This window comes from Streptomyces sp. NPDC048172 (assembly GCF_043202595.1).
Classification (GTDB): Bacteria; Actinomycetota; Actinomycetes; order Streptomycetales; family Streptomycetaceae; genus Streptomyces.
The window spans coordinates 390,554-415,292 of sequence record NZ_JBIDAT010000009.1 but is presented as its reverse complement, the minus strand read 5'-3'; the positions used below and the strand labels follow the sequence as shown (position 1 = coordinate 415,292).

General features: G+C 73.8%; 22 protein-coding genes. 4 read left to right on the top strand and 18 right to left on the bottom strand.

The features are described from left to right. Positions 1–131: 131 nt before the first annotated feature. The 11 genes from ACGF3A_RS35875 to ACGF3A_RS35825 all read right to left on the bottom strand — a co-directional run bounded on the left by ACGF3A_RS35875 (position 132) and on the right by ACGF3A_RS35825 (position 11,420). Complete coding sequence (locus ACGF3A_RS35875) at positions 132–2,756, bottom strand: polysaccharide lyase family 8 super-sandwich domain-containing protein (RefSeq protein ID WP_393734654.1); 2,625 nt, start codon at positions 2,754–2,756, stop codon at positions 132–134. Between the two features lie 104 nt (positions 2,757–2,860). Further along, positions 2,861–3,517, bottom strand: coding sequence for a pyridoxamine 5'-phosphate oxidase family protein (locus tag ACGF3A_RS35870; RefSeq protein ID WP_393734653.1), 657 nt, complete (start codon positions 3,515–3,517; stop codon positions 2,861–2,863). A 46-nt stretch (positions 3,518–3,563) separates the two neighbouring features. After that, complete coding sequence (locus tag ACGF3A_RS35865) at positions 3,564–4,202, bottom strand: TetR/AcrR family transcriptional regulator (RefSeq protein ID WP_393734652.1); 639 nt, start codon at positions 4,200–4,202, stop codon at positions 3,564–3,566. A gap of 105 nt (positions 4,203–4,307) precedes the next feature. Next, the gene (locus tag ACGF3A_RS35860; RefSeq protein WP_393734651.1) at positions 4,308–4,976 is read right to left on the bottom strand and encodes a response regulator; all 669 of its coding nucleotides are present in this window, start codon (positions 4,974–4,976) and stop codon (positions 4,308–4,310) included. Further along, entirely contained in the window at positions 4,973–6,169 is a 1,197-nt protein-coding gene (locus ACGF3A_RS35855; RefSeq protein WP_393734650.1) for a sensor histidine kinase, read from the bottom strand. The genes ACGF3A_RS35860 and ACGF3A_RS35855 overlap by 4 nt, the downstream gene beginning before the upstream one ends. Further along, positions 6,166–6,924: a hypothetical protein gene (locus ACGF3A_RS35850; protein WP_393734649.1), complete on the bottom strand. Its 759-nt coding sequence runs from the start codon at positions 6,922–6,924 to the stop codon at positions 6,166–6,168. Before ACGF3A_RS35850 ends, ACGF3A_RS35855 begins: the two co-directional genes overlap by 4 nt. A 141-nt stretch (positions 6,925–7,065) precedes the next feature. Beyond that, complete coding sequence (locus tag ACGF3A_RS35845) at positions 7,066–7,506, bottom strand: MarR family winged helix-turn-helix transcriptional regulator (RefSeq protein WP_393734648.1); 441 nt, start codon at positions 7,504–7,506, stop codon at positions 7,066–7,068. Continuing rightward, the gene (locus ACGF3A_RS35840; RefSeq protein ID WP_393734647.1) at positions 7,503–7,859 is read right to left on the bottom strand and encodes a hypothetical protein; all 357 of its coding nucleotides are present in this window, start codon (positions 7,857–7,859) and stop codon (positions 7,503–7,505) included. The genes ACGF3A_RS35845 and ACGF3A_RS35840 overlap by 4 nt, the downstream gene beginning before the upstream one ends. Positions 7,860–7,984: 125 nt before the next feature. Beyond that, the gene (locus ACGF3A_RS35835; RefSeq protein WP_393734646.1) at positions 7,985–9,385 is read right to left on the bottom strand and encodes a dihydroorotase family protein; all 1,401 of its coding nucleotides are present in this window, start codon (positions 9,383–9,385) and stop codon (positions 7,985–7,987) included. Next, on the bottom strand, positions 9,375–10,247 hold the full coding sequence (locus ACGF3A_RS35830) for a DUF1266 domain-containing protein (RefSeq protein WP_393734645.1): 873 nt from the start codon (positions 10,245–10,247) through the stop codon (positions 9,375–9,377). Before ACGF3A_RS35830 ends, ACGF3A_RS35835 begins: the two co-directional genes overlap by 11 nt. Positions 10,248–10,334: 87 nt before the next feature. Next, positions 10,335–11,420, bottom strand: a complete 1,086-nt coding sequence (locus ACGF3A_RS35825) for a methyltransferase (protein ID WP_393734644.1) — start codon at positions 11,418–11,420, stop codon at positions 10,335–10,337. A gap of 293 nt (positions 11,421–11,713) precedes the next feature. On the opposite strand from ACGF3A_RS35825, the gene ACGF3A_RS35820 reads away from it, so the two are divergent. The 3 genes from ACGF3A_RS35820 (at position 11,714) to ACGF3A_RS35810 (ending at position 14,644) form a co-directional block, all read left to right on the top strand. After that, positions 11,714–11,998: a hypothetical protein gene (locus ACGF3A_RS35820; protein WP_393734643.1), complete on the top strand. Its 285-nt coding sequence runs from the start codon at positions 11,714–11,716 to the stop codon at positions 11,996–11,998. Between the two features lie 121 nt (positions 11,999–12,119). Beyond that, entirely contained in the window at positions 12,120–14,066 is a 1,947-nt protein-coding gene (locus tag ACGF3A_RS35815) for an alpha/beta fold hydrolase (protein WP_393734642.1), read from the top strand. Beyond that, on the top strand, positions 14,063–14,644 hold the full coding sequence (locus ACGF3A_RS35810) for a hypothetical protein (protein ID WP_393734641.1): 582 nt from the start codon (positions 14,063–14,065) through the stop codon (positions 14,642–14,644). Before ACGF3A_RS35815 ends, ACGF3A_RS35810 begins: the two co-directional genes overlap by 4 nt. Positions 14,645–14,655: 11 nt before the next feature. Here ACGF3A_RS35810 and ACGF3A_RS35805 read toward each other — a convergent pair whose 3' ends face one another. The 6 genes from ACGF3A_RS35805 to ACGF3A_RS35780 form a co-directional block, all read right to left on the bottom strand. After that, complete coding sequence (locus ACGF3A_RS35805; protein WP_393734640.1) at positions 14,656–15,306, bottom strand: response regulator transcription factor; 651 nt, start codon at positions 15,304–15,306, stop codon at positions 14,656–14,658. A gap of 178 nt (positions 15,307–15,484) precedes the next feature. Next, complete coding sequence (locus tag ACGF3A_RS35800; protein WP_393734639.1) at positions 15,485–17,023, bottom strand: aldehyde dehydrogenase family protein; 1,539 nt, start codon at positions 17,021–17,023, stop codon at positions 15,485–15,487. Continuing rightward, positions 17,020–18,519, bottom strand: coding sequence for a 2-oxoadipate dioxygenase/decarboxylase family protein (locus ACGF3A_RS35795; protein WP_393734638.1), 1,500 nt, complete (start codon positions 18,517–18,519; stop codon positions 17,020–17,022). Before ACGF3A_RS35795 ends, ACGF3A_RS35800 begins: the two co-directional genes overlap by 4 nt. Before the next feature lie 67 nt (positions 18,520–18,586). Then, on the bottom strand, positions 18,587–19,765 hold the full coding sequence (locus ACGF3A_RS35790) for an NAD(P)/FAD-dependent oxidoreductase (RefSeq protein WP_393734637.1): 1,179 nt from the start codon (positions 19,763–19,765) through the stop codon (positions 18,587–18,589). Between the two features lie 233 nt (positions 19,766–19,998). Beyond that, the gene (gene add / locus ACGF3A_RS35785) at positions 19,999–20,970 is read right to left on the bottom strand and encodes an adenosine deaminase (RefSeq protein WP_393734636.1); all 972 of its coding nucleotides are present in this window, start codon (positions 20,968–20,970) and stop codon (positions 19,999–20,001) included. A gap of 105 nt (positions 20,971–21,075) precedes the next feature. After that, positions 21,076–21,723 (bottom strand): TetR/AcrR family transcriptional regulator, encoded by a 648-nt coding sequence (locus ACGF3A_RS35780; protein ID WP_393734635.1) that lies wholly within the window; start codon positions 21,721–21,723, stop codon positions 21,076–21,078. A 176-nt stretch (positions 21,724–21,899) separates the two neighbouring features. Between ACGF3A_RS35780 and ACGF3A_RS35775 the strand changes: the two genes are divergently transcribed. Further along, entirely contained in the window at positions 21,900–23,297 is a 1,398-nt protein-coding gene (locus tag ACGF3A_RS35775; protein WP_393734634.1) for an FAD-binding oxidoreductase, read from the top strand. Positions 23,298–23,318: 21 nt separating this feature from the next. Here the strand turns inward: ACGF3A_RS35775 and ACGF3A_RS35770 are convergent, their stop codons facing one another. Beyond that, the gene (locus ACGF3A_RS35770) at positions 23,319–24,614 is read right to left on the bottom strand and encodes an SLC13 family permease (protein ID WP_393734633.1); all 1,296 of its coding nucleotides are present in this window, start codon (positions 24,612–24,614) and stop codon (positions 23,319–23,321) included. Positions 24,615–24,739 lie beyond the last annotated feature (125 nt).

Sequence of the window (24,739 nt, the reverse complement as noted above, 5' to 3'; positions counted from 1 at the left end):
ACCACGTCGGCGCGACGAACGTCCTCAACAGGGCCGGGCTGGTCCTCTGCGCGGCGGCTTAGCCACCGACGCAGGAAGCCCGCGCGTCTACGCGTGAGTGGAGTCACAGGGCCGGGATTCTGCCAGGCCCCTCAGCGTTCCCGGAGGGTGGCCGTGTAACTGCGGCCGTAGGCGTGGCGGACCGGGAACGTGACGAGGGTGCCGCCGGGCGCGGTGCGGACCTCGACGCCCTTGTCCGCCGTGACCGGCGTCAGGCGGCGGCCGCGCAGCAGGACGGTGAGGGTGTCGCGGCCGGTCGTCGGGTCCGAGGCGGCGAGCGCGAGACGTTTGCCCTCCTCGCGGACCAGGACCGACGCCGGGCCGTCCAGGCGCAGCCCGGGGAGCCGGTGGGGCCCCGCCGTGAAGGAGTTCACGGCGGTCAGGCCGAGCCGGGAGTGCCGGACGGCCTGGAGGCGGCGGGAGTTGGCGAGCACGGTGAGCGGCCCGTCCCCGGACCGTTCACCGTGCTCGCCGTACGCGCGCAGCGCCCGCTCCGTCGCGCCCGGGACCAGCGCGTAGGCGAGGGACCGGGGGCGAGCGTTTGCCTTCTGGTGGAACGTCGCGCCGAAGACCCGCCGTGTCGCGGCCGTGTCCGGGTTCGCGGTACGGACGGTGCGGCGGCTGCGCGTGACCGACTCCAGGGAGACGGTGACCGGGGGAGGGGCGCCCTCGGGGCCGGGGCCGCGCAGGAAGACGTAGCCGACGGCGGTGTGCCGCGTGGCGTCGGCCCAGCGCAGCCAGCGGAGGCGGGCCGTGCCCGTACCGGTCCAGGGGCCGCCGTCCGCGCGGGCGCCGCTGAGACGTATCTCGTCGCCGGGGGCCGCCGCGCGGGCGTCGACCGTGGTCGTCACGGGGCGGCCCGCGGGGTCGCCGACGTCGGCGGCGAGGACCACGATCTCGTCGTCCAGCAGGAACCAGGACTTGGTGGCCGTCGCGTTGCGGTAGACGGTGAAGTCGTCGGGGAGCCGCTCGCGGTGGGCGTACGGCACGTCGTCGGACTGCACCAGCGCCGCGGCTCCGTACGCGTCCAGGACGGCGCCGCCGGAGTGCGGGTGGGTGCCGCGCGGGAAGTAGACGTAGGTGTTCTGCGACTCGGAGGACGCCGTGAAGTGCAGCGGGTGGTCCGGGTTGTCGTAGTACGGCTTGCCGTACAGCTCGGGAATCGTTTGCCGTCTCTCGACCGGTGCCGTGACGCCCGCGAGGCCGTAGGGGGAGACGGTGACGTAGTGGTCGGCGCCGAACGCCTCCGTCTGGTCCTGTCCGGCGAGGTAGAGGTGGTGGGCGCCGTCGCCCTGGAACCAGGGCATCAGGTTCTCGCCGCTCATGTACTCGTACTTGCTGATCCGGTCCGAGCTGCGCGAGAGCGCGAACGCCCAGCCGGGGCGCCGGTGCACGGTCTTGTCCATCGCGTTGAACGCGGTGCAGCGCCGGTCCGGGTTGAGGTCGGCGGCGGGCACAGCTCCGTCGGCGAGGATCGCCGCGTACCGCACGACGGTGAGCGGTGAGACGAAGCGCGCGGGATCGGGGGCCGGGCGCGCGGCGGCGTGCAGATGCTTGACGTAGCTCTTCAGCGCGGCGGCCCGGTCGCCGGTCGCGTAGTCGGACAGGTCGGTGACGGCCTCGGAGACGGCGCCGGTGTCCGCGTAGCCCCCGGTCGTGCGGGAGACCGCGCGGCCCTTGACGATCTCCATCATCCAGCCCTCGAAGATCACCGGCGCGAAGCCCTCGGTCACCCAGCGGTGGATGACGGGGACGAGCGCGGAGGTGTCCGCGAAGCCCGTCCCGTCGAGATACTTGAGGGTCTGCACGGAGCGCGTGAGCAAACCTTTGCCGTACGAGCCGGTGTAGGCGACCGAGTGGTGCTGGACGAAGCTCCCGTCCGCGTAATAACCGTCCGTGACCCCGTGCTTGAGGTCGTACGGGTCGATCGTCGCGTAGACCGTGAGCTGGTCCTCCAGGGCCTTGCGGACCCGGGCCTCGCCGTCGGCGCCGCCGAGGAGGGCGCCCTGGAGGAGGCGGTTGGTGGTGATGTCGGCGAGGTTGGCGCCGGTGTGGAAGCGCGAGTCGAGGTCGACGTCGCCGTCCTTGCCGTTGCGCAGATAGGCGTCCATGGAGGCGATGTACGTGCGGAGCAGCGCCGGGCGCTCCTCCGCCATCCGCTCGGTGAGCAGCAGCAGGTTGGCGGTGGCGCTGGTGGAGATGCCGATCTCCCAGTTGAACCAGTTGCCGTAGTAGCCCTTGTCCTGGTCGCCGTACCAGCGGTCGTGGAGCCGGGCAAACGCTTCCACCACGCGGCGCTGCGTGGCGGCGTCCCCGTCGAGACCGCCGCCGGGGGTGCGGGTGGCGAGCGCGATCTCGTAGAGCTGCTTGTACGTGGTGTTGAGGTTCGCGTCGTCCGTGCCCAGCGGCAGGCCCTTGAACAGCTCGTTCTCGCCCGCGTCGGTCAGCGCCGCGAGGTGGGTGCGGGCGGTCTTCTCGACGGCGGCGAGCTTGGCGGCCGTCTCGGGGCGCGCGTTGGACTCGGCCGTCCCGGCGAGGACGCCGAGCGCGTTGGCGAGGAGGCGGCCGGGGTCGGCGGCGGCCGCGCCGCCGGTGTTGTCGGTGCCGGTGCCGTCGCCCGCGTCCGGGGGCTGGGCCGCCTGCGCGAAGTTGGGCAGCACGGCCGCCAGGCCGCTGGCGGCCAGGAGGGACAGCACATGACGTCGAGTGAACTCCATGGGGCCCTCCCCGGTGCCGGGCTGGCTGACGGAGCGCAGTCAAACAGCCGGGGGAGGCGCCCACAAGGCTCCGAACACGGAAGGGAGTTGCCCGGGCCGCCGCCTCAGCCCGCCGCCTCGGCCCGTTCCATGTACCGCTCCAGGCGGGCCCGGAGGTCCTCGTTCTCCTCCTCCAGCAGCCGCATCCGCTCCCGTACGGGCGCGAGCGCGGCGGAGACCTCGCGCTCGGAGAAGCGGGGCGTGATGTGCTGCGGGCAGTTCCAGTTCCACCCCTCGACGGCGATCACGAGGTGCCGTTCGGGGCGGCCGTCGGTGCGCGGCTCGGCAAGCGTTTGCGTGAGGGCGGGGTCCTCGTCGAGGCCCCGGACGGTCATACGGCCGTAGAGCTTGAGCCGGGCGCGGGCCGCGTAGTTCATGACGAACAGGGCCACGCGGTCGTCGTTCCTGGCGTTGCCCGTGGTGATGTACTGCCGGTTGCCGCGCACGTCGGTGAACGCGAGCGTGCCCGGGTCCAGCACATGCAGGAAGCCGGGCGGACCGCCCCGGTACTGCACGTACGGCCAGCCCGTGTCGCCCACGCTCGCGAGGTAGAAGCCGTCGGTCTCGGCAAGGAACGCGGCCTCGTCAGGGCCGAGCGGATCGGGATCGTCGGTACGGCCGCCCGTGGGCCCGAGTTGGCGCCGGGCGGCGAGCGCGCTGCCGTTCTCCTCCTGGGCCGCGCGGACGGACGGGGTGTAGGCGATGCGCGCGAAGCGGGTCATGCGGCGTCCTCTCGGGGGCTCGCCAGGACAGGGACGGGACGTGCGTTCAGGCGAGGCCGTGCACGTACGGCCGTTCGCGCGCGCTCCCGGCGTCGGCGGCGACGGCGCCATCGGCCACGAGATCGGCGTCGGTGGCGGCGAGGAGGCGGGCCGCGACATGGCGGGCGCGGGCGACGGGCTCGGGGCTGTGCTCGCGGGCCGCCGTCACGGTGGCGCCGTCCATCAGGAGCAGCAGATCGGCGCCGAGCGCGTCGGCCTGCGGGCCCTCGTCCGCGTAACCGGCGTCGCGCACGAGCCCTGCGAGGAACTCCGCGACGGCGTCCTTGTGCTCCCGCACGACCTGCCGGACCAGGCACTCCGGGTCGGTGAACTCGGCCGCCGCGTTCGTGAACGTACAGCCCCTGTAGGCACTCTGGGCGCAGTCCTCCTGGAGCACGTCGAAGACGGCGAGCGGCTCGCCGCCGCGCGCCGCGACCTGCTCGGCCAGCCAGGTGCGCCAGCCGAGGCTCCGCTCCCGCAGTGCGGCGGCGACGAGGTCCTCCTTGCTGCCGAAGTGCCGGTAGAACGAGGCGCGCCCCACCCCGGACGCATCGAGCAGCCGCTCCACGCCCACGGCCTGGATGCCCACGTCGGAGAACAACTCCATGGCCGTACGGATCAGTCGGTCACGTGCACGGGTCGCCATACGGGCCAGCGTAGCCGCGCTCGGCCGATTTCGGAACCGATCGGTACCGTCTTCTTTCCTCACTTGGTACTGATCGGTACCGAATGCGGAGGGTGGACGGCTCCGTCACTCGGCCGCGGTCCCGGATTCCGTGCCCCCGGCGTCGCGCACGAGAAGCGCGATCTGCACCCGGTTGGACAGCTCCAGCTTGGTGAGCGAGCGGCTCACATGGACCTTCACGGTGGCCTCGGTCATGCCGGCCTCGCGCCCGATGTCGGCGTTCGACAGCCCGCGCGCCACCGCGCCCACGACCAGCCGCTCACGGGCGGTCAGTACGGACAACCGCCGACCGGCCGCGCGGGCGTCCGGGGTCTCCTGCCGGGTGAAGGCGTCGATCAGCCGCCTGGTGACGGTCGGCGAGACCATGGCCCCGCCTGCGGCCACCGTACGGACCGCCGCGATCAGGTCGCGCGGCGCGATGTCCTTGAGCAGGAACCCCTCGGCCCCGGCGCGCAGCGCCGCGTGCACGTACTCGTCGCGGTCGAAGGTGGTGAGCATGACGACCTTCGGCGGGCTCGGCCGCCGGTTGATCTCCGTCAACGCGGTCACCCCGTCCATGCCAGGCATCCGCACGTCCATCAGCACGAGGTCCGGGCGGTGCCGGAGTGCGTCGCCGACGGCCTCGCTTTCGGTGCCCGCCTCGGCGACGACCTCGATGTCCTCCGCGGTCTCCAGGATCATGCGCAGCCCGCCCCTGACGAGGGCCTCGTCGTCGACAACCAGTACGCGGATCATGTGGGGAGCCTCGCACGGACGACGAATCCCCCGTCGGGCCGAGGCGTGGCGGTGAACCGGCCGCCCAGCAGTTCGACGCGCTCGCGCAGGCCGAGGAGCCCGAGCCCGCTGCCGGGGAGGTACGGGGCAGGGCCGCCCGGCGCGGTGTTCTCGACCGTGACCTCCAGCGCGGCGGGCAGATGGCGCACCGCGACCCGCACTGTGACCCGCGCCGTGACCTGCGCCGTGACCCCCGCCTTGGCCGTCGCCCCCGCGTGCTTGTGGACGTTGGTGAGGGCCTCCTGCACGACCCGGTAGGCGGTGTGTTCGACCATGGGGGGCACGTCCGCCGCGGTGCCCTCGTCCCGGCGTTCCACGGCGAAGCCAGCCGACCTGGACTGGTCGAGCAGCCGGTCCAGATCGGCCAGGACCGGCTGCGCCCTGAAGCGCTCCTCCTCGTCCGCCGTGGTCAGCACCCCGAGCACGGCCCTGAGCTGGGTGAGCGCCTCCTTCCCGGTCCTCCGGATGAGCTCCGCCTCCCGGGCCGTCCCCTCGTCGGCGGTGCTGATCTCCAACGCCCCCGCCCGCAGCACCATCAGCGAGACCCGGTGGGACACCACGTCGTGCATGTCGTGCGCGATACGGGCCCTCTCCTGCGCCCGCGCCTGTTCCGTCCGCACGGCCTGCTCCCGCTCCAGCCGCGCGGCCCGCTCGCGCAACCCGGTCACGACCTGCCTGCGGGCGCCGGTCCACAGGCCGAGGGACATCGGGAGCCAGACGAACAACGGCGCGCCGCCGAGGGTGGAAGCGAGGTCCACGCCGGGGCGGGGCACGGTCACCAACAGGCTCGCCGCCACGGCGTAGAGCACCAGGTGGCGGGGGCGTCGCCAGGTCGTCGCCACGAGGTAAGAGGCCACCGCCACCAGCAGCCCCGGCGTCCTGACCAGCGCGTCCGACGCGGCGACCAGGAGGAGCGGCCACTCCCGCCACTTTTGCCACTCCCGCCGCGCAGCCTTCGCATCCCCGACCGCCGCCACCACAGTCGCTGCCGCCACCGCCGCGACCGCCCCGACCACGGCGGCCTGGACGAGTACGGGCCCCGGCAGCTCGATTCGGGGAGCGGGCGCGCCGGGCAGCGCCGACGGAAGGAAGGCACCGCAGAAGGCGGCGAGCGGAACGGGCCAGCGGCCCGGGCCGCGCAGGTGGGGTCTCACCAGCTCAGGATCTTCCATGGCCCACGGCCGTGAGCGGGCGCCCCCGCACGCAGCACGCGGATGCCCAACGGCACGAGCACCGCACACAGGGCGGCGGCGTAGGCGACCCCGTCGAAGAGCCCGCTGCCCTTGAGCACGCCGGTCCACGCCGTTCCCGCGAAGAGGAACAGCAGCAGCCGTCCCGTACCGAACAGGCTCGCCCGCCAGGCTCCGGCGGCCAGCACCGGCATCCCGACGTACAGCCCGAAGGCGGCCGTGATCGGTATGCGCCACGGCCCGTAGGAGATGTCGGTGTAGAGGTCCAGCACCATCGCGGTGGCCTTCTTCAGGCCCAGCGGTTCGACGAGTTGGAAGGCGGTGTGGTCGACCCCGGCCCAGTACAGGCGCGAGAAGAGGCCCACCATCACGAGCGTGCCGCCCGCCCAGGCGAGCCTCGGGGACCTGACGGCGACGAACCGGGCGAGCGCGACGACGGCGAAGCACAGCAGCACGGTGCCCGCGGCGAAGCACGCGTAGCCCGCCGTGACCAGCCCGGGGTTCACCTGGTACGCGGCCAGTTCCTCGGGGGCGTCGAACATCTGCCGGTCGAACGCCGCCCGTTGCGCCGAGGTGAACCCCGCCGTCTCGACGGCCAGATGGCGCAGCAGCAGCCCCACGCACCACACGACGGGCCCGAGGACGAGTGTCACTCCTCCGACGACCCGCCCCGGGAACCAGGCGCCGGACGGGGAAGTCGATGTATCTGTCGCTGACATGACGAGCACTCTGCGCCCCGGACCGCACGGGCACATCCGACGAACGTTACGCCCCACCGTCTCTTTGGTCACCGCGACCGCGACCGCGACCGCGCGCATCGTCCAGCCGTCCGGAGAGTGATCAGCGGCCGGGCGGTGCGCTCATACGTCCAGCGTGCGGGACCGGTCGACCAGCTCCGTCATCGCCTGCCGGAAGTCGCGCCGCCGCTGCTCGCTCCATCCCTCCGTCAGCCGGTCGAAGACCTGCTCCTGCCACGCGTGGGCGTGCTCCAGCAGGGCGCCGCCGGAGGGGGTGACCGTGGCCCGGCGCCTGCGGGCGTCGGTCTCCGACGTCCGCAGGGCCAGGTACCCGGCCTCCGTCGCGGACTTGAGCAGGCGGGACGCGCCGCTCTGGTCGATGCCGATCTCGTCGGCGACGGCGTTGACCGTCGCGGCCGCCCCGCGCAGCTCCAGGGCGTGGACGGCCTCGGTGACGAGGACGAGCCGCCCCCGCTCGGCGACGGCGGGATCCCCGCCCGACGACTTGCGCGACCAGTGCCGTACGAACGCGAAGAGGGTCTCCCCGGGGCCCGGGCCGCTCATTCGGTGGCCGCCATCTCGCGGCACACGTAGGCCAGCTCCAGCGCGGACCTCAGGTCCGGCAGCCGGAGGGCGGCGGTGACCTTCTCCGTGGCCCCGGCCTTCCTCGCGGCCCCGACCCGGAACACCGTCGCCACCCGCGTGGGCTTCGGGCTCGCGGGCCAGGTGGCGTCCTCCTCCACGACCATGAGGCGGGCGCTGACCGGATGCCACGAGCGCGGGACCAGCCTGATCCCCGACCGCTCGACCCACTCCGCGAACTGCCCGGGCGTGATCGGCCCCGCGCCCTTCGGGCCCAGCACGACGACCGGGTCGCCGACGGCGCGCGCCGACCGCTCCAGGTCGCCCTCGTTCACGCTCGCGTGCCACTCGTTGACGGCTGCTTCCAGCGAAGGCGAAGGCGAAGGCGGAGGCGAAGGTGACGGTGAAGGTTCCATACGGCCAGGCTAGACCAGAATCCATGCGAAACGCATAGAGTTCCTCACGTCGGCCGCCCCGTACGGGTGCGCCGCAGCCAGCGGCCCCGGCCCGGGCGGGCCGTGACCACGCGGTCGGCGTAGACCACCTCGCCCCGGCTGACGGTGAAGCGGGGCCAGCCGAGGACGCGGCGGCCGTCGTGCACCGAGTAGCCCGCGCGGGACTCCATGGCCGAGCCGTCGATCACCCGCTCCTCGTCCGGGTCGAGGACGAGGAGGTCCGCGTCGGCGCCGAGGGCGAGGGTGCCCTTGCGCGGATAGAGGCCGTGCAGACGGGCCGGAGCCGTGGCGGTGACGGCGACGAGCCGTTCCAGGGAGAGGCGCCCGGTCCGTACGCCCGCGTCGTAGAGCATCGGCACCATCGTCTCCAGCTCGGCGACGCCCGCGCGGGGCGCGGTGAGCCGGTGCTCGGGCGAGAGCTTGTCGCGGAGGAACCAGGGCGCGTGATCGGTCGCCACGGTGTCGACCGAGCCGTCGGCCAGCCCGTTCCACAGCGCACGGGAATCGTTTGCCTGCCGGAGCGGCGGCATGCCGATGAAGCGGGCGCCGTCGGACCCGGCGTGCGCCTCGGCGGTGAGGTGGAGATAGAGCGGGCGGGTCTCGACGTACACGGGCAGGCCGCTCGCGCGGGCGCGGCGGGCCGCGTTCAGCGCCGCCTCCGAGGAGAGGTGGACGAGGCAGACCGGCGCCCCGGTCGCCCGGCACACCGCGACCGCCCGTTCGACCGACGCCGCCTCGGTGAAGTCCGGTCTGCTGTCGGGGTAGTGGGCCAGCGCGTCCCGCCCGGAGGCGGACAGGTCCGCGGCGACGAACCGGGTCAGCGCCCCGTCCTCGCAGTGCACCAGCGTGAGCATCCCGGCGTCACCGGCCCGCTTGACCGCGGCGACCAGGCGGCTCGGGTCCGCCTCCTCGTCCAGGGACATCATGAACAGCTTGACGCTCATGTGCCCCTGCGCCGCCAGTGCCGGGATCGCCGCGAGCGAGGAGTCGTCAGCGCGTAACACGCCGGGGTGCAGCACGTAGTCCACGGCCGACTGCGCGCGGGCCGCCGCCAGATCGCGGGCCACGGCCTCCTCCACGCCCGGTCCGCCGGGTCCGGGGAACGTCATGTTGCCCAGCGTGGTGACGCCCCCGGCGAGCGCGGCGCGGGAGCCGGACGCGAAGTCGTCGACGAAGCCGGGTTCGTCGTCGGGCCCCGGCGCCACGGCCTGGAGGTGGACGTGCGTGTCGACGGCACCCGGCAGGACGTACGCGCCGGAGGCGTCCAGCTCGCGGCGCCCGCGCATCGCCCCGCCGAGCTGCGCGATCCGGCCGTCCCCGCCGACGCCCAGGTCGCCCCGCCCGGAGCCGCCCGCGGTCACGAGCGTGCCGCCGCGCACCACCAGGTCGTACTCCTCAGCGGCCATGACCCGGCATCCCTCCGGCGGGGGCGCCGAACGGGCCGCCACCGTGCCCGGCGCCCGGGCCGCCACCGTGCCCGGCGCCCGGACCGCCGCCTGGCCCGTCGTGCAGCGGGCCGGTCGTCCACGGGCTGTCGGGGTGGTGGGTCAGCAGCCGGTGCGAGTCGCGGACCTCGCGGTACCAGGTGCCGAGCGCGTCCTCGTCGAAGTGCAGACAGCGCCCCAGGACGTACGCGGTGGAGAACTCGGCCCACGAGCCGTACGCCTTCCGCGCCAGTTCCCCCGCCGAACGGAGGGCCGCGCGGGCCTCGTCGGCCTGGGCGAAGCCCGCGTTCACGCCCCAGCAGGCCATGTTGGCCGCCCGGCCCAGGTCCCAGGCGAGGGTCCGGCGCACCCGCGCGCCACCGTCGAGCAGGCCGTCGGCGCGGAACCGCTCCTCGTAACGCGGCACGCGCGCGGCCTCCTTCGCCAGCGCCTCGGCGGGGCCGTCGGCCGCGCCGGACCCGAGCCGCTCGCGCAGGGTGCGCGCGATCCCCTCGGCCCACGCCGCGCCGGTCACGGGACCACCGAAACCACCGCGTCCGCCGTGCCCGCCGTGCGGAGACAGCTCTTCGCGGACGTCCAGCGCCAGGTCCCAGCCGAACGTGGAGATCTCGCCGTCGAGCAGCCGCCGTTGCGTCTCCAGCCACTCCTCGCGCGAGGTGACACCCCACGTCGTCTTCAGCCGGGTGCGCTCCCAGCGGGGGGAGGGGCTGGGGTCCACGACGGTGTTCCAGGCGTCGCCGTTCGCGTACGCGAGATGCGCGCCGCACGCCAGGCCGCGCAGCACCTCCGGGTCGCGCTCGCCCGCTCTGTGGTCCGCACGCAAACGTTTTCCGACGCCCGGCAGAAACGGCAGCTTCCGCAACAGCACCCTTGCCCCTCCGGACCTCCGACGCCATGAACACGCCGGACCCTACCGGGCGGGACGCGCCTCCAGAACAGCGTGTCCCGGCAGGCCGGGAAGGGTGACGGTGGCCGAGAGGGCGAGGCCCGCCGCCGCGAACAGCCGGACGTGCTCGGCGAGGGTCCGCTCCCTCCCCGGCGTCAGCACCATCATCTCGATGTCGCTCAACGTCATGAGCGCCGCGTCCTCCTGACTGCCCGTCACATCACCGTCCTCGGGCAGCACGAGCGTGGGCACGACGACCCGTCCCTCGGGGTGCGCGGCGTCGCGGCAGTTGCGGAGGATCCGCACGCAGGCGGCGTCGTCGAAGTTGTGCAGGATGTTCTTCAGGACGTACGCGTCGCCGCCCGCCGGTACGGACGTGAGGAAGTCGCCGTCCACCGTCCCGCAGCGGTCGCCCACCCCGGCGGCGTCGAGCGTGGCCCCCGCCTCGCGCAGCACCGCGCCGGTCTCCAGCAGCGTGCCCCGTACGCGCGGGTGCGCGGTGAGCACGGCGGCGAGCAGCGTGCCGTCGCCGCCGCCCACGTCGACGACGTGCGCGAACCGGCCGAAGTCGTAGTGCCCCACGATCACCGGCGTCTGCGCGGCGGTCACCAGGCTCATCGCGGCGTGGAAACGGGCGGCCGACGGGCCGCCGGACGCGAGTGCCTCGTACAGGCCGACGCCGTTCGCCAGGTCGTAGGCGGGCTTGCCGTCGCGCACGGAGTCCTCCAGCGCGCCGTACGCCCGCCACACCGACGGGTCCCCGTACAGGGCGGCGAGCGCGCGCGGCCCGGGACCGTCGCGAAACGCTTGCCCCAGCGGGGTGAGCGCGAACCGGCCGCCGCCGTGCGGGGCCAGCAGGCCGAGTGCGGCCCCGGCGCGGAGCAGGCGGTGCAGCGCGCCGGGGTGCGTGCCGGTGGCGAGCGCGAGCGCGTCCACGGACCGGGTGCCGTCGTCCGGCACGCCGTCGTCCCGTTCCTCTTCCCGCGCGCCGAATGCCTCGGGAATTCCCAGGCGCGAGAGCGTTCCGCAAACCTGGGAGAACGCGAAGCCGAATATCAGCGACGTGGTGGCGCCCCTGACCGCGTCGTCCGCCTGGCCGGATTCCGTCATCCGCCGCCTCCCCAAGTGTCCGTACTCTTCCGGTCTCTTCCGGTCTCTTCCGGGTTTCCGCTGGAGAATCTACGCTCGTGTCGTAGAGAGCCGCATCGGGACTTCGCAGGACCGCCGCACGGGAAATGAGCGAAGGTCTGCGGATTGACTCCGTCCCGTGAAAGTTGTTAGGGCTCCACGCTGTCAATCCCCTGGACTTCCCTTTCTGGGGTGGACGACGGTGTTCTCGCACGATGCCGGGGCCGGTGGCACGGCGCCTAGTTTCGGAGTGCTTCCCGAGAAAGGAGCTCTCCATGACCACCCTGACCCAGGAATCCCCCGTGGCGAAGTGGGCGCGGCAGAACGCGACCACGCACGAGGGGCATTACGTGGCCCCGACCGACCGCGTCGTCCCCGTCCTCTTCACCCCGCTGATCGCGCTCACGGTGGCGGGTGCCGTCGGCTGCGCGCTCGGCCCGGCCACCTCGTTCGCCAAGGCGTTCGGCTACCACGACCAGGAGGGGTCGATGCCCGACGCCGGCCGTACGGCGGGGCGTTCGGTGAACGCGCTCATCAGCGGCCACCCCGGAATGGCCTGATCCCCGAGTGACCTCCGGTGCCGCCCGGGGCGACCCCGTGCCACGCCAAGCCCCGGGCGGCGCCGGAACCCGGCGCACGCCACCCCGATCACGGCCCTTCCCGACCCCCGCCGGAGGAATCATGAGCCCGCACACGTCCGTTCCACCCCTCTGGGGCGGCCAGGACGACCTCGACACGGTCTTCCGCACGGTCGAGACGCTCACCTCGGTGGGCGCGACGATCGGTGCGCTGGAACAGCTCGCCAGCTCCTCGACCCTGGCCGACGACGGGATGTTCGGCTGGCCGGTGATGAAGCTGCGCTCCCCGATGTGGTGGCGCCGCCTCGGCCCCGAGCGGCTGGGGAAGATCTTCGGTTACCCCAACGTCGTCGGGCTCGTGCAGACCCGGGCGCTCGCCGGGCTCGGACTGGTGCTCCCCGGCGCCACCCGCGCCCAGCGCGGCGTCCTGTCGGCCACGATGTGCGCCACCGCGCACGGCCTGCACACCCGCATGGCCGGCTACGGCCTCGACGGCTCCGACCACCTCACCTTCGTCAACTACGCGGTCTCCGCCGCCGAGAAGGCGTTCGGACACGACCCACGGGCCCGTGAGGCGCTGGCCAAGTTCCTCGCCGCGCAGGTCTGCATGGCGTACTTCACCTCCGGCGCCGCCAAGCTCATCTCGCCGGTCTGGCGCGACGGCACGGCCATCCCGGAGATCTTCCGGACGAACATGTTCGGCGACTCCCGCTTCTTCGAGGCCGTCCGCGACCGGCCCTGGCTGGCCAAGTCGGTGGCGTGGGCGACGATCCTCGGCGAGATGGCGTTCCCGCTGGTGCTGGTCGCGCCGAAGCCCGTCGCGCGCGGCATCCTCGCCTCCGGTACGGCGTTCCACCTGGCCAACGCCCGCTTCATGGGCCTCAACCGCTTCATCTGGTCGTACTGCTCGACGTACCCGGCGCTCGCGCACGTCTCGCGCTCCCTCGGCTCCACCCCGGCCGCCCCTTCTGCCCCCGCCCCCACCGCCTCCGTCCCCACGGCCCCCGTCCCCACCGCTCTCGTACGCGCGTCCGAGGCGCTGCGCCGCCCCGGCGTACGGCGCGGCGCCGTGCTCGCCGGAGCCGGTGCCGCGGTGCTCGCGGGCGTCGCGGCGCGGCAGGCGGCCCGGACCCGGCGGGAACGGCTGACGCGCTCGATGCCCGGCAGGCTCGTCCCGGTCGCCGGGCGGAACGTGCACGTCCTCGCCCGTACGGACGCCGCGGACGCGGAGACCGACGCCGGGCCCACCGTCGTCTTCGAGAACGGGCTCGCCTCACCCGCGACCGAGTGGGGCTGGGTGCTCAAGGGGCTGCGGCCCGGCACCCGTTACGTGGCGTACGACCGTCCCGGCACCGGCTGGAGCGACACGGTCCGGCGGCGGCAGGACGCCGACGCGGCCTCCCGCGACCTGCTGGCGCTCCTGGGCGAGCTCGGCGTCGAACCCCCGTACGTGCTGGTCGGGCACTCGATCGGCGGGCTGCTGGTCCGGAGCTTCGCGCGCCGCCACCCGGAACTCGTCGGCGGGCTGGTCCTCGCGGACGCCTCGCACCCGGAGCAGTTCCGGCGCTCGCCGCGGCAGCGCGAGGCCTTGCCGTGGATCAAGCAGCGGATGACCACCACGTACCTCCAGGCCACGGCCGGACTGCTGCGCCGCTCGGGGCGGATGGACCAGATGGACACCCTGCCGGGGGAGTACGCGGCGGCCACCCGCGACTGCATGGCGCACCCCCGCGTGTGGCGCACGGCGCTGCGCGAGCTCGACCAGTCGCAGCGGTGGTGGTCCCCCGACGCCATGCGGCTGGAGGCGGGCCCCGCCATGCCGGTCGCGGTGCTGACGGCGGGGGAGACCGTACGGAGCGACCCCACGCACACCGAACTCCAGCGCGAGCTGGCTCAGTTGTCGCAGGTCTCACGGCACGACCTCGTGGACGAGGCGGGGCACGAGACGCTGGTGCTGGCCGAACAGCACGCGAAGCACGTCGTCGAGGCCGTCGAGTGGGTGCGGGCGCAGCACTCGACCCTCGGTGCCGCGAAGGGAGTCCGCTCATGAGCCAGCTCGCCACCGCCTCCCGATACGGCCTCTACGGCGTGCTGACGACGTGGATCGGGCTCACCGTCGCGAAACAGTTCCGGAAGACGCCGCAGTTCCTCAACCGGATCGATCCCATCAACACGGCCATTCCGGTCACCACATTCTTCGCGCCCAATCCGGGCAACACGGATATCCATCTGCTGACCCGCGCGCGTATGGGAGACGGCAGCACGACGGAATGGGCGGAGTATCCGCTCATCGAACGCCGGACCCTGCGCCATATGATCTGGCATCCGAGCCGCCGGGTGGAAAAGCTGCTGCCCGACGCGTTCTCGGAGCTGAAACAGGTCACGCTGCGCGAGGACCGTATCGAGCGGCTTCAGCTCACGATTCCGTATCTGACGATGCTGAATTTCGTGACGCACACCTGCGAGCAGCCGCCCGGGGCGCGCAAGGTGCAGTTCATGCTGGCGTCCTCTGCGGGGTTCGACGACCGCGAGGAGCCGCGCACGCTCTTCGTCTCCGAGTTCCACGATCTCGATGGGCACGACCTCGACGGGCGCGACCTCAACGGGGACCTCGACGGGGACGGGTAGGCAGCACCCCCTTACGGACGCCGGACCGGGCGGGCGATCAGCGACCATTCCATGCCGGTGGTCACCGCCTCGGTCCGGTTCCTGGCCTCCAGCTTCCGCAGGATGTTCCCGACGTGCGTGGAGACCGTGGCCGGACTGATGTGCAGGGAACGGCCGATGTCCGCGTTGGACAGCCCGTCCGCCATCAGCGCCAGCACCCGCTCCTCCCGGTCGGTCAGCGTGTCCGTACGGGGCATCCGGGACGCCAGCGCGTCGGTCAGTCTGTCGTCGAGACGCCGCAGCAGGCGGGGCGAGATGAACAGCTCGCGGGAGGCCGCCGCGTGCACCCCCGCCGCCGTGTCGAAGGCGCTGTCGTCAGGGAGGATGACGGCGGACACCCCGTGCGACAGGGCGTCCGCCACCTGCGTCTCGCCCCCGTCGCACACCACCGCGAGCGGCACCGGCCGCGACGGCTGCGACGGGTCGTCCCGGCCGGGCGCCAGCGTCCGCCACACCTCGGGCGTCCGCTCGGTCAGCCGGGCCAGCCAGATGTCCACCTTCCCCGACTCGGGCCGCGACACCGCGTCCAGGACGCTGCTGCCGCACAGCGCGATCTCGATCTGGAACCGGTCGAGCGCCAGGCCGAGCAGGTAGGACAGATGCTTGTTGTCGTTCGTGACCAAGCCTATGGATAGCACGCCCAGTTCCCCTCTGTGGTCCGTTCGTGGTCTGGGTGTCAAGGCATGGCACCAGAGTGTGTCAGCGCTCACGCCCCCGCGATCGGACCGGTACGGCGGCAATCCTGACCGTTCCGTGCCCGGGTCCGCCCGATCGGGCGAACGAGTGGGACCGCAGGGCGGGTCAGAGGAAGCTGACGTTCTGCGCGAGGGCGAGCGTCCCGGAGTAGTTGACGGTGTTCGTCGCGCGGCGCATGTACGCGCGCCAGGCGTCGGAGCCGGACTCGCGGCCGCCGCCCGTGTCCTTCTCGCCGCCGAACGCGCCGCCGATCTCGGCCCCGGACGTGCCGATGTTGACGTTGGTGATGCCGCAGTCGGAGCCCTCCGGGGACAGGAAGATCTCGGCCTCCCGCTGGTCGCGGGTGAAGATGCTGGAGGAGAGGCCCTGCGGGACCCCGTTGTGCAGGGCGATCGCCTCCTCCAGCGTGTCGTACGTGAGGACGTGGAGGACCGGGGCAAACGTCTCCTCCCGTACGACGGCGGTCTGTTCGGCGGCGCTGACGAGCGCGGGCGCGACGTACGCGGCGTGCGGCGCCGCCCCGGCGAGACGGCGGTCGCCCCCGGTCAGTAGGGTGCCGCCCTCCTTCTCCGTTCGGGCAAGCGTTTCCCGCATCCGGTCGTACGCCGCGGTGGAGATCAGCGGGCCCACCAGGGTCCGTGCGTCGAAGGGGTCACCGACGGGGAGCTTGCGGTAGGCGGCGGTGAGCCGTTCGGTCAACTGCCCCGCGATGTCGCGGTGGACGATGAGGCGGCGCAGCGTCGTGCAGCGCTGCCCGGCCGTACCGGCTGCGGCGAACACGATGCTCTGGACGGCGAGACCGAGGTCGGCGGAGGGCGCGACGACGGCCGCGTTGTTGCCGCCCAGCTCCAGCAGGGAGCGGCCCAGCCGGGCCGCGACGCGGGGCCCGACCTCGCGGCCCATGCGCGTCGAGCCCGTCGCGCTGACCAGCGCCACCCGCGGATCGTCCACCAGCCGCCCGCCCACCGCGGGCCCGCCCAGCAGCAGTTGGTGCACCGCGCCGGGCGCGCCCGTCTCCTCGGCGGCCCGCGCGAGGAGCCCGGCGCAGGCCAGGGACGTCAGCGGGGTCAGCTCCGACGGCTTCCAGACGACGGTGTCGCCGCAGACCAGCGCGACCGCCGTGTTCCAGGACCACACCGCGGCGGGGAAGTTGAACGCGGAGATCACGCCCACCACCCCGAGCGGGTGCCACGTCTCGGCGAGCCGGTGACCAGGGCGTTCGGAGGCGATCGTACGGCCGTAGAGCTGGCGGGAGAGCCCGACGGCGAAGTCGCAGATGTCGATCATCTCCTGGACCTCGCCCAGCGCCTCCGAGCGGATCTTCCCGGCCTCGATGGTGACGAGGTCGGCCACGTCGCCCTTGTGCTCGCGCAGCAACTCGCCCATACGGCGCACGAGTACGCCCCGCTCCGGCGCCGGGGTCGCACGCCAGGCGGGGAACGCCTCGTACGCGGCGTCCACCGCGCGCCCGGCGTCCTCAGGCCCCGCACCGGCCAGCCCGAAGAGCTCCTCGCCGGTGAGGGGCGTACGGGCGACGAGGTCCGCGCCGTCCGGCGGCACGACCCCGATCCGCTCCAGACACCCGAGCGCACGGGCCCGCAGCGCGTCGGTGGAGGGCAGCACGGGCTGATCGGTGGCGGTCATACGACTCCTTCGCTTCCTTGGTGCCCTGCGATTCCCTGAAGCCCTTTGAGTCCCTTGAGTCCCTTGAGTCCCTTGAGTCCCTCGACGCCCGCGACTCCCTCGAACCCCGTGATCTCCGGGAGGTCCAGCTCCCGTGCGACGCGGGCGAGGGAGTCCGCGCGCTGCCCCGCGTAGAGGGCGTAGGGGTCGAGGACCTCGCGGTCCACGGCGCCCGCGAGCCAGGCCGAGTCGTACGCGGCGCCCTCGCGGGCGTCGTCGCGGGAGCCCGCGCCGCTGAGGTTGGACTGGAAGATCCCGGCGGCCGAGCGCGGCAGGAAGTCTTCGTAGACGACGGGCTCGGCGCGCACCCAGCCCCCGTCGAGGAGCGCGGCGAGGCCGGTGGGCGGGCCAGAGCCGTCGCGGGGGCGGTCGGCGGAGAGCCGGTAGGTGAAGTACGCCAGGCCGCGCGCCCCCAGCTCCCGTTCGGTCGCGGGCAGATGCGCCGCCCACACGGCGCGGGCCACCTCGTCGCGTACGGCCCCGGGCTCCGCCGCGAGCCGGGCGTCGACCAGGCCGAGCATCCCGTCGTAGAGCTCCCGGCCCTCGGGGGTGAGGGCGATGCCGCGCGCCTCGACCTCGCCGAACCGTACGCGCAGGGCGCCCTCGGTCACCGTGCCGTCCGGTTCGCGCAGCGCCCGGGGCTCGTCCAGGGCCCGGAACGACGTCTGCCGGAGCAGCACGTCGGGGCCGTCCCAGTGCGGCGGCCCCTGGATGGTGTCGATCATCTCGACGCCCCGGCCGGTCATCCGCGCGTAGAGGTCGTCGATGTCGAGGACGCGGGGCGTGAGGTGGTTGAGGTGGGTGCTGCGGACGCCGCCGATGTCGGCGGCGACGGCCGAGACCCGTTCCAGCGTCCGGTACCAGGCCCTGTCGACCGGTTCGCGGGACAGCTCGAAGGCGGCGACGGCGAGCCGGAGAAAACGTTCGCCTTCGTCGTCGGGCAGCTCCCGCTCGGCCTCGGCCCGGTCGGCGAGGGCGAGCAGTTCGGGCGGGAAGAGCTCGCGCGCGGCGAGGAAGGACTCCAGCCCGGTACGCAGGTCGTCGTCGAAGAAGCGCGGGTCGGCGGGGGTGAGGAGCGAGGTGAAGACCCGGAACGGGTTGCGGGCGAGCTCCTCCCCGTCCACGGGGCGGAACGCCGTCGAGACCACCGGCACCGCCGCGCCGACGGCGGCCTCGCGCAGGTCGTAGAAGCCGACGGGGCGCATGCCGAGCGCGCCGAAGACCCGGGCGACCTGGCCGAGTTCGGCCGGTGTGCCGACGCGGATGGCGCCGTGCCGCTCGGCGGTGACGCGGCCGGGGGAGCCCAGGCGTGCCGCCTCGGTGCCGTGTGTGCGCAGCACGTCCTCGTTGACCTCGCGCGAGACGTCCACGAGCGTCGTGTACGCGGGCACCTCCCGGCCGTACATCGCCGAGAGCCGCGCGGCGAAGGCGGCGCGGAGCCGCCACTGGCTGATCATCGGGGTGCCGCCTTTCGGTTGCCGCCGGGAGAGCGGTCGCCGGGAGAACGTTTGCCTGGGAGAGCGTTCATACGACGTACGCCTCCGGGCGGTCGTTCCCCGCGCCCGCCGCGAAGCGGTCCGCGCTGAGGGGCGCGATGTCGGCAAACGTTTCGCGTTCCAGGTGCAGATCGCGCACGAGCTCCCCGACGGCGGGCGCCTGGAGGAAGCCGTGCCCGGAGAAGCCGGTCGCGTAGAGGAAGTTGACCAGCTCGCCCGAGCGGCCGATCAGCGCGTTGTGGTCGGGCGTGACCTCGTACAGCCCCGCCCACCCTCCGGCGGTCTCCATCCCGGCGAGGGCCGGGGCGCGGTCGCGTACGGCGGCGCGGAACAGCTCCAGCCACTCCGGCGTCCACGCCGTGTCGAAGCCCTCCCGCTGGCGCGGGTCCGCGAGGCCGAAGAGCAGCCCGTCGTCGCTGTTGTGGAAGTACGCCGTGGACGCGAAGTCGATCGTGAACGGGATGCGCGGCGCGGGCGGCGACAGCGGCGCGGTGAACACGAGCTGGCGGCGCACGGGCCGTACGGGCAGCGGGACGCCCGCCAGTTCACCGACGCGCCCCGACCACGCGCCCGCCGCGCACACGACGGTCCGGCAAACGATGCGCCCCCGGTCGGTGCGCACGCCCGTGATCCGGTCCCCGGCGGTGTCGAAGCCGGTGACCTCGACGCCGGTGACGAACCGTACGCCCGCCCGCGCCGCGGCCTCCGCGTACCCGCGTACGACGCGCGCCGGACGGGCGTGGCCGTCGGTGGGGGAGTGCACGGCCGCGACCAGCCCGCCGGTGTCGAGGTACGGGCACAGCGCGCGGGCCTCGCCGGGCGTGATCAGGCGGCTGGGCACGCCGAGCGCGTTCTGCGTACGGACACCGGCCTCGAACCCGGCGAGCTGCCGCTCGTCGGTGAGGAGGAAGAGATAGCCGACCGTGTCGAGCCCGATCGCGGCGCCGGGACGGCGCGGGAAGTCGGCGAAGGCCCGCAGGCTCCGGAGACCCAGCTCGATGTTGAGGGGATCGGAGAAGTGGGCCCGGACGCCGCCGATGGGCTTGCCCGAACTGCCGCTGCCGAGCGCTCCCCGCTCGACCACGACGACGTCCCGCACCCCTGCCTCGGCCAGATGGAACGCGGCACTCGCGCCCATCACCCCGCCCCCGACGATCACGACTTCGGCGGCGGACGGCACGGAACGGCGGACGGGCGTGGCGGACAAGGGCTGATCCCTCCAGAGTCCGAGCCGGAGCCAGAGCCAAGGCCTGAACGGTGAGCGGTGTGCCGGGATGTGCGATCAGCGGTGCCTGCCGTCATGGTCGACCACACCGCCCGCCGCCGTCCATGAGCGGTCGGCACACGTTTCGCGCCGGGCCACGGACCGCCATGCCCAGCCACGTCAGCCCGCCGTCAGCCCGCTGTCAGCCCGCTGTCAGCCCGCCGATCAGCGCGCGGTCAGCCCGACGTCGGCGCGCCCTCGGCGAGGAACGCGCGGACCGGCTCCTCGCACAGCGCGCCCGCGAGCCCCGCCGCGTACGCGTCCCCGGCGGTGTGCCCGAGCCGTGCCGCGAGCGCGTACTCCCGGCCGAGGTCCGTGCCGAACATCGCGGGGTCGTCCGTGCTGACCGAGCACAGCGCGCCCGCCGCGCGCAGCCGGGGCAGCGGGTGCGCGTCGGGGGTGGGGACGACGCCGGTGCGCAGGTTCGACGTCGGGCACACGTCGAGGACCACACCCCGCCCGGCGATCTCGGTGAGCAGCGTCGGATCCTCGGCGGCCCTGATGCCGTGCCGGACGCGCACCGCGCCGAGTACGAGGGCCTCGCGTACGGAGTCGGCCCCGGCGGCCTCCCCCGCGTGCGGGACGAAGGGGAGCCCGCCGTCGCGCGCGATCTCCACCGCGCGGCGGTACGGCTCCAGGGGCCCGCGCCGCTCGTTCCCGCCGATGCCGAGGCCGACGACTCCGCGGTCCCGGTAGCGCGCGGCCACCCGCGCGCACTCCTCGGCGAGGTCGGCGGGGCAGCCGCGGTAGAGATCGGGCGCGAACCGTACGGTGAGGCCGAACCGTTCGCGCGCCTCGACGGCGCCCTCGCAGTACCCGGTGAAGATCTCGTCCCAGGCGAGCCCCTGGGCCTCCACGCGTTCGGCGGGCGAAAAGATTGCCTCGACGTAGACCGCGCCGTGCCCGGCGGCCTCGCGCGCGTAGTCGACCACGATCCGCCGGAAGTCGTCGGCGGTGCGCAGGCAGTTGGTCGTCATGCCCCAGACGTCGAGGAAGTGCCCGAAGTCCGTGAACCGGTACAGCTCCGCGAGCTCCTCGACGGTGTCGGCGGGCAGCGTCTCCCCGTTGCGCCGCGCGATCTCCAGCAGCGTGGCGGGCCGGACCGTGCCTTCCAGGTGCACATGCAGCTCGATCTTCGGGGTCGTCATGGCCTGAGGATTCCACAGCGTCACGAGCATGCGGCTCTACGGGCGTCCCGCTCCACGGGCGTCCCGCACCGCTATGGGCATCCCGCTGCTACGGGCGTCCCGCTGCTACGGGCGTCCCGGCCCCGCGCCCAGCAGCGCCTCCGTCAGCGCGTCGAGCCCGGCCTTCACGCGGTCGGCGTCCATGCCGAGGTCCACGGTCTGATGGACGATCAGGGGCGCGGCGAGCGGGGCGAGGAGGGCATCGGCGAGGTACGCGGCGTCCGCGTCGGGGCGGGCCTCGGCGACGAGGGCCGCCAGGTGCGCGCGGTGCGCGGCGTACGCGCCGGTGTAGCGGCCGGTGGGCGCGCTGGTCTCGGCGGCGAGCAGCAGGTCCGTCTCGCGGAGCAGCCGGTCGAGGTAGGCGTGCAGGAACGCGCGTACGCGTGCCGACGGCGACGCGCCGGGCCCGAGCGGGGGAGGGCCCTGGAGGAACGCGCTCTGCAGGGCGCGCTCGCTGTCGTCCAGCAGCGCGTAGGCGAGGCCCGAACGGTCGCCGAAGCGCCGGTAGACCGTGCCGACGCCGACACCCGCGGCCTCGGCGACCTCGTCGAGGGAGATCTTCTCCAGGCTGCGTTCCTCGGTCAGCGACCGGGCGGCGGCGACGATCTTCTGCCGGTTGCGTGCGGCGTCGGCCCGTTCGGGCGGCTCGGCGCCCACGACGGGGAGCCGGACCGGTTCCTCCCGCTCCCGTTTGCTCCCGCTGGCCCGCGCCATTCCCGACTCCCGCAGCTGTCCGTACGGCTAGTCCGTACCACTCGTTCGTGCCACTCGTCCGTACCGCTTCTCCCGACGGCCGGAGTCTAGTCGCGGTTGATAAGCGGAGCATTCTCCGGTTACGTTAAACGGAGAATGCTCCGCTTACGGAATCTTCGGATGAGGAGACGTGTGTCATGCCGGAACATCTGAGCGCCCCCGCGTGGGCGCGCGAGCTCGAACGCCGCGCCGAAGGACCGCTGTTCACGGCGGGGCGCCACGGGGACGAGGCCGACTACGAGGGCGCGCTGCGCGTCTACACCGCCTCGCTGCCCGGCCGCCCCGACGCCGTACTGCGCGCCGCGTCCGCCGCGGACGTGTCGCTCGCCGTCACCACGGCGGCCGCCGCCGGGATCCCGCTCTCCGTGCGCGGCGGCGGGCACAGCGGCGCGGGGCTCTCCGTCGCGTCCGGCGGGCTGATGCTCGACATGGGCGGACTGCGCGGCGTACGCGTCGAACCCGCGGCCCGCGCGGGCGGGCAGACGTTTGCCGTCGCCCAGCCCGGCGCCACCTGGGGCGAGTACGACCGCGCCACCCAGGAGCACGGGCTCGCGAGCACCGGCGGGGTCGTGTCGAGCACGGGCGTCGCCGGGCTCACGCTCGGCGGCGGGATCGGCGCGCTGCGGGGGCTGTACGGGCTGGCCGTCGACAACCTGGTCGCCGCCGACGTGGTGCTGGCCGACGGCTCGCGCGTACGGGCGGACGCGGAGCGCGAGCCCGAGCTGTACTGGGCGCTGCGCGGCGGCGGGGGCAACTTCGGCGTGGTGACCGGGTTCCACTACGCGGTCCACCCCGTCTCCGGGATGACCACCGGGTTCCTCGGCTGGCCGCTCCCGTCCGCGCCCGGCCTGGCGGCCGTCTTCCGGAAGATGGCCGCGTCCGGCGAGCTGCCCGACCGCTCCGTCGCGGAGTTCATCTTCACGCACGCGCCGACGGGGGAGCCGACGGTCCTCGTCACGCCGCGCGTGATCGACGGGCCCGGCGAGGACCCGCTGATCCCCGCGCTGCGCGCGCTCGCCCCGGCCGAGGACTCGGTCACGGCGCGGAGCTACGTGGAGGGGCAGCGCTTCATGGACCCGCTGGTGGGGTGGGGCGCGCGGCACCACTGGGGCACGACGACGCTCCGCGGGCTCCCGGAGGAGGTGGTCGCCGTCCTCATGGAGTTCACCGCCCGGGCGCCCTCGCCGCGCAACGGGATCACCGTCGAGCATCTGCACGGCGCCGTCTCGCGCCGCCCGGCGGAGGAGACGGCGGTCGGCTTCCGTCACGCGCCGTTCAACGTCCTGATCGAGGCGACCTGGGACGCGCCCGGGGAGGACGGCGCGAACCAGGCGTGGGTCCGTGAACTCCTCGCCGTACTCCGCCCGTTCGGCGCGGGCGGCGCGTACGCGAATTACCTGCCGCGCGACGCCACCGCCGACGAGCTGCGTGCCGCGTACGGGGAGGCGGGCTTCGCACGGCTCCGCCGGGCCAAGGCGGCCTACGACCCGGCAAACGTTTTCCGCGTCAACCAGAACATCCCGCCGGGCGCCTGATCCCGGTCTCAGGCTCCGGTCTCAGGCCCCGGTCCCGGTCCCGAGCAGCTGGAGGGAGAGCCAGAGGGTGGTCGTGGCGAGGAGGAGGGCCGCCGGGGTCGTCAGGAGACCGAGGAGGGTGAACTCGCGCAGGCCCACCGCGTGCTCGTGTTGGTGCGCGATACGGCGCCACAGCAGGGTCGCGAGGGAGCCGGTGTAGGTGAGGTTCGGCCCGATGTTCACGCCGATGAGGACGGCGAGGACCGCGCCGGGGCCCGCGGGCGCGGCGAGGGGGACGAGGGCGAGCGCCGCCGGAAGGTTGTTGATGAGGTTGGCGAGGACCGCGGCCACCGCCGCCGTGCCGAGCAGCGCGGCCAGCGAGACCCCGTCGGCCCCGTCGGCCCCGGCCACCCCATCGGGCAGGACCCGGCCCAGTACGTCCCCGAGGCCGTTGTCGAGCACGGCCCGCACCAGGACGCCCAGCGCGAGCACGAACGCCAGGAACGACGGCTGCGCCGCCCGTACGAGCGTGACCGCCGAGGTGCGGCCGGTCAGCAGCGCCCGTACGGCCATCACGAGCGCGCCCGCCGCCGCGGCCCACGCCGGATCGACGCCGCACGCCGAGGCCACCGCGAAACCGGCGAGCGTCGCCGCAACCGTTACCACCGCGAAGCGCGGCAGCCGCACCGGCCCCTCGACCGCGGAGCCGCCCTCCGCCGACGCCGGGGCGTCCAGGTCGGCGGCGAAGAAGCGGCGGAAGACCACGTACTCGACGGCGATCGCGGCGGCCCACGGCAGCGTCATCAGCAGCGCGAAGCGGGTGAAGGTCAGCCCGGTCGCGGTGAAGGCCAGCAGATTCGTCAGGTTCGAGACGGGCAGCAGCAGCGAGGCCGTGTTGGACAGGTGCGCGCTGGCGTAGACGTGCGGCCTCGGTCGTACGCCCATACGGGCCGCCGTCGCGAACACCACCGGCGTCAGCAGCACCACGGTCGCGTCCAGGCTCAGCGCGGCCGTGATCAGCGAGGCCAGCGCGAACACGGCCCCCAGCAGCCTGCGCGGCCGGCCCGCCGCCCAGCGCGCCGTCCACGCGCCGCAGGCCCGGAAGAGCCCCTCGTCCGCGCAGAGCCGCGCCAGGACGAGCACCGCCGCCAGGAACCCGATCACCGGACCGAGCCGCTCCGCCTCCTCCCGCACGTGCGCCCACGGGATCGCCCCCGCCGCGACCACCACCCCGGCGGCGGGCACGGCGACCACGGCCTCCGGCAGGCGGAACGGCCGGACGACGGCGCACACCAGCACCGCGACGAGCGCGACGACGGACAGGGACTCGGCGATCATGCCTCCGATCATCCAGGCCGACACGGCTCCTGCACGCGCGGCCCCGCGGCCCCGGGGCGGCGGGACGGGGGGGGGGATGGAGGAGAGAGGGGCGGCGTTGAGTTCCGCGCCGGGTGCCCGCGTCC

Excerpts from the sequence above, each read along its gene's own strand:
- ACGF3A_RS35875 (WP_393734654.1), bottom strand. The coding sequence starts at position 2,756 with ATGGAGTTCACTCGACGTCATGTGCTGTCCCTCCTGGCCGCCAGCGGC.
- ACGF3A_RS35870 (WP_393734653.1), bottom strand. The coding sequence starts at position 3,517 with ATGACCCGCTTCGCGCGCATCGCCTACACCCCGTCCGTCCGCGCGGCC.
- ACGF3A_RS35865 (WP_393734652.1), bottom strand. The coding sequence starts at position 4,202 with ATGGCGACCCGTGCACGTGACCGACTGATCCGTACGGCCATGGAGTTG.
- ACGF3A_RS35860 (WP_393734651.1), bottom strand. The coding sequence starts at position 4,976 with ATGATCCGCGTACTGGTTGTCGACGACGAGGCCCTCGTCAGGGGCGGG.
- ACGF3A_RS35850 (WP_393734649.1), bottom strand. The coding sequence starts at position 6,924 with ATGTCAGCGACAGATACATCGACTTCCCCGTCCGGCGCCTGGTTCCCG.
- ACGF3A_RS35845 (WP_393734648.1), bottom strand. The coding sequence starts at position 7,506 with ATGAGCGGCCCGGGCCCCGGGGAGACCCTCTTCGCGTTCGTACGGCAC.
- ACGF3A_RS35835 (WP_393734646.1), bottom strand. The coding sequence starts at position 9,385 with ATGGCCGCTGAGGAGTACGACCTGGTGGTGCGCGGCGGCACGCTCGTG.
- ACGF3A_RS35825 (WP_393734644.1), bottom strand. The coding sequence starts at position 11,420 with ATGACGGAATCCGGCCAGGCGGACGACGCGGTCAGGGGCGCCACCACG.
- ACGF3A_RS35820 (WP_393734643.1), top strand. The coding sequence starts at position 11,714 with ATGACCACCCTGACCCAGGAATCCCCCGTGGCGAAGTGGGCGCGGCAG.
- ACGF3A_RS35815 (WP_393734642.1), top strand. The coding sequence starts at position 12,120 with ATGAGCCCGCACACGTCCGTTCCACCCCTCTGGGGCGGCCAGGACGAC.
- ACGF3A_RS35810 (WP_393734641.1), top strand. The coding sequence starts at position 14,063 with ATGAGCCAGCTCGCCACCGCCTCCCGATACGGCCTCTACGGCGTGCTG.
- ACGF3A_RS35800 (WP_393734639.1), bottom strand. The coding sequence starts at position 17,023 with ATGACCGCCACCGATCAGCCCGTGCTGCCCTCCACCGACGCGCTGCGG.
- ACGF3A_RS35795 (WP_393734638.1), bottom strand. The coding sequence starts at position 18,519 with ATGATCAGCCAGTGGCGGCTCCGCGCCGCCTTCGCCGCGCGGCTCTCG.
- add (WP_393734636.1), bottom strand. The coding sequence starts at position 20,970 with ATGACGACCCCGAAGATCGAGCTGCATGTGCACCTGGAAGGCACGGTC.
- ACGF3A_RS35780 (WP_393734635.1), bottom strand. The coding sequence starts at position 21,723 with ATGGCGCGGGCCAGCGGGAGCAAACGGGAGCGGGAGGAACCGGTCCGG.
- ACGF3A_RS35775 (WP_393734634.1), top strand. The coding sequence starts at position 21,900 with ATGCCGGAACATCTGAGCGCCCCCGCGTGGGCGCGCGAGCTCGAACGC.
- ACGF3A_RS35770 (WP_393734633.1), bottom strand. The coding sequence starts at position 24,614 with ATGATCGCCGAGTCCCTGTCCGTCGTCGCGCTCGTCGCGGTGCTGGTG.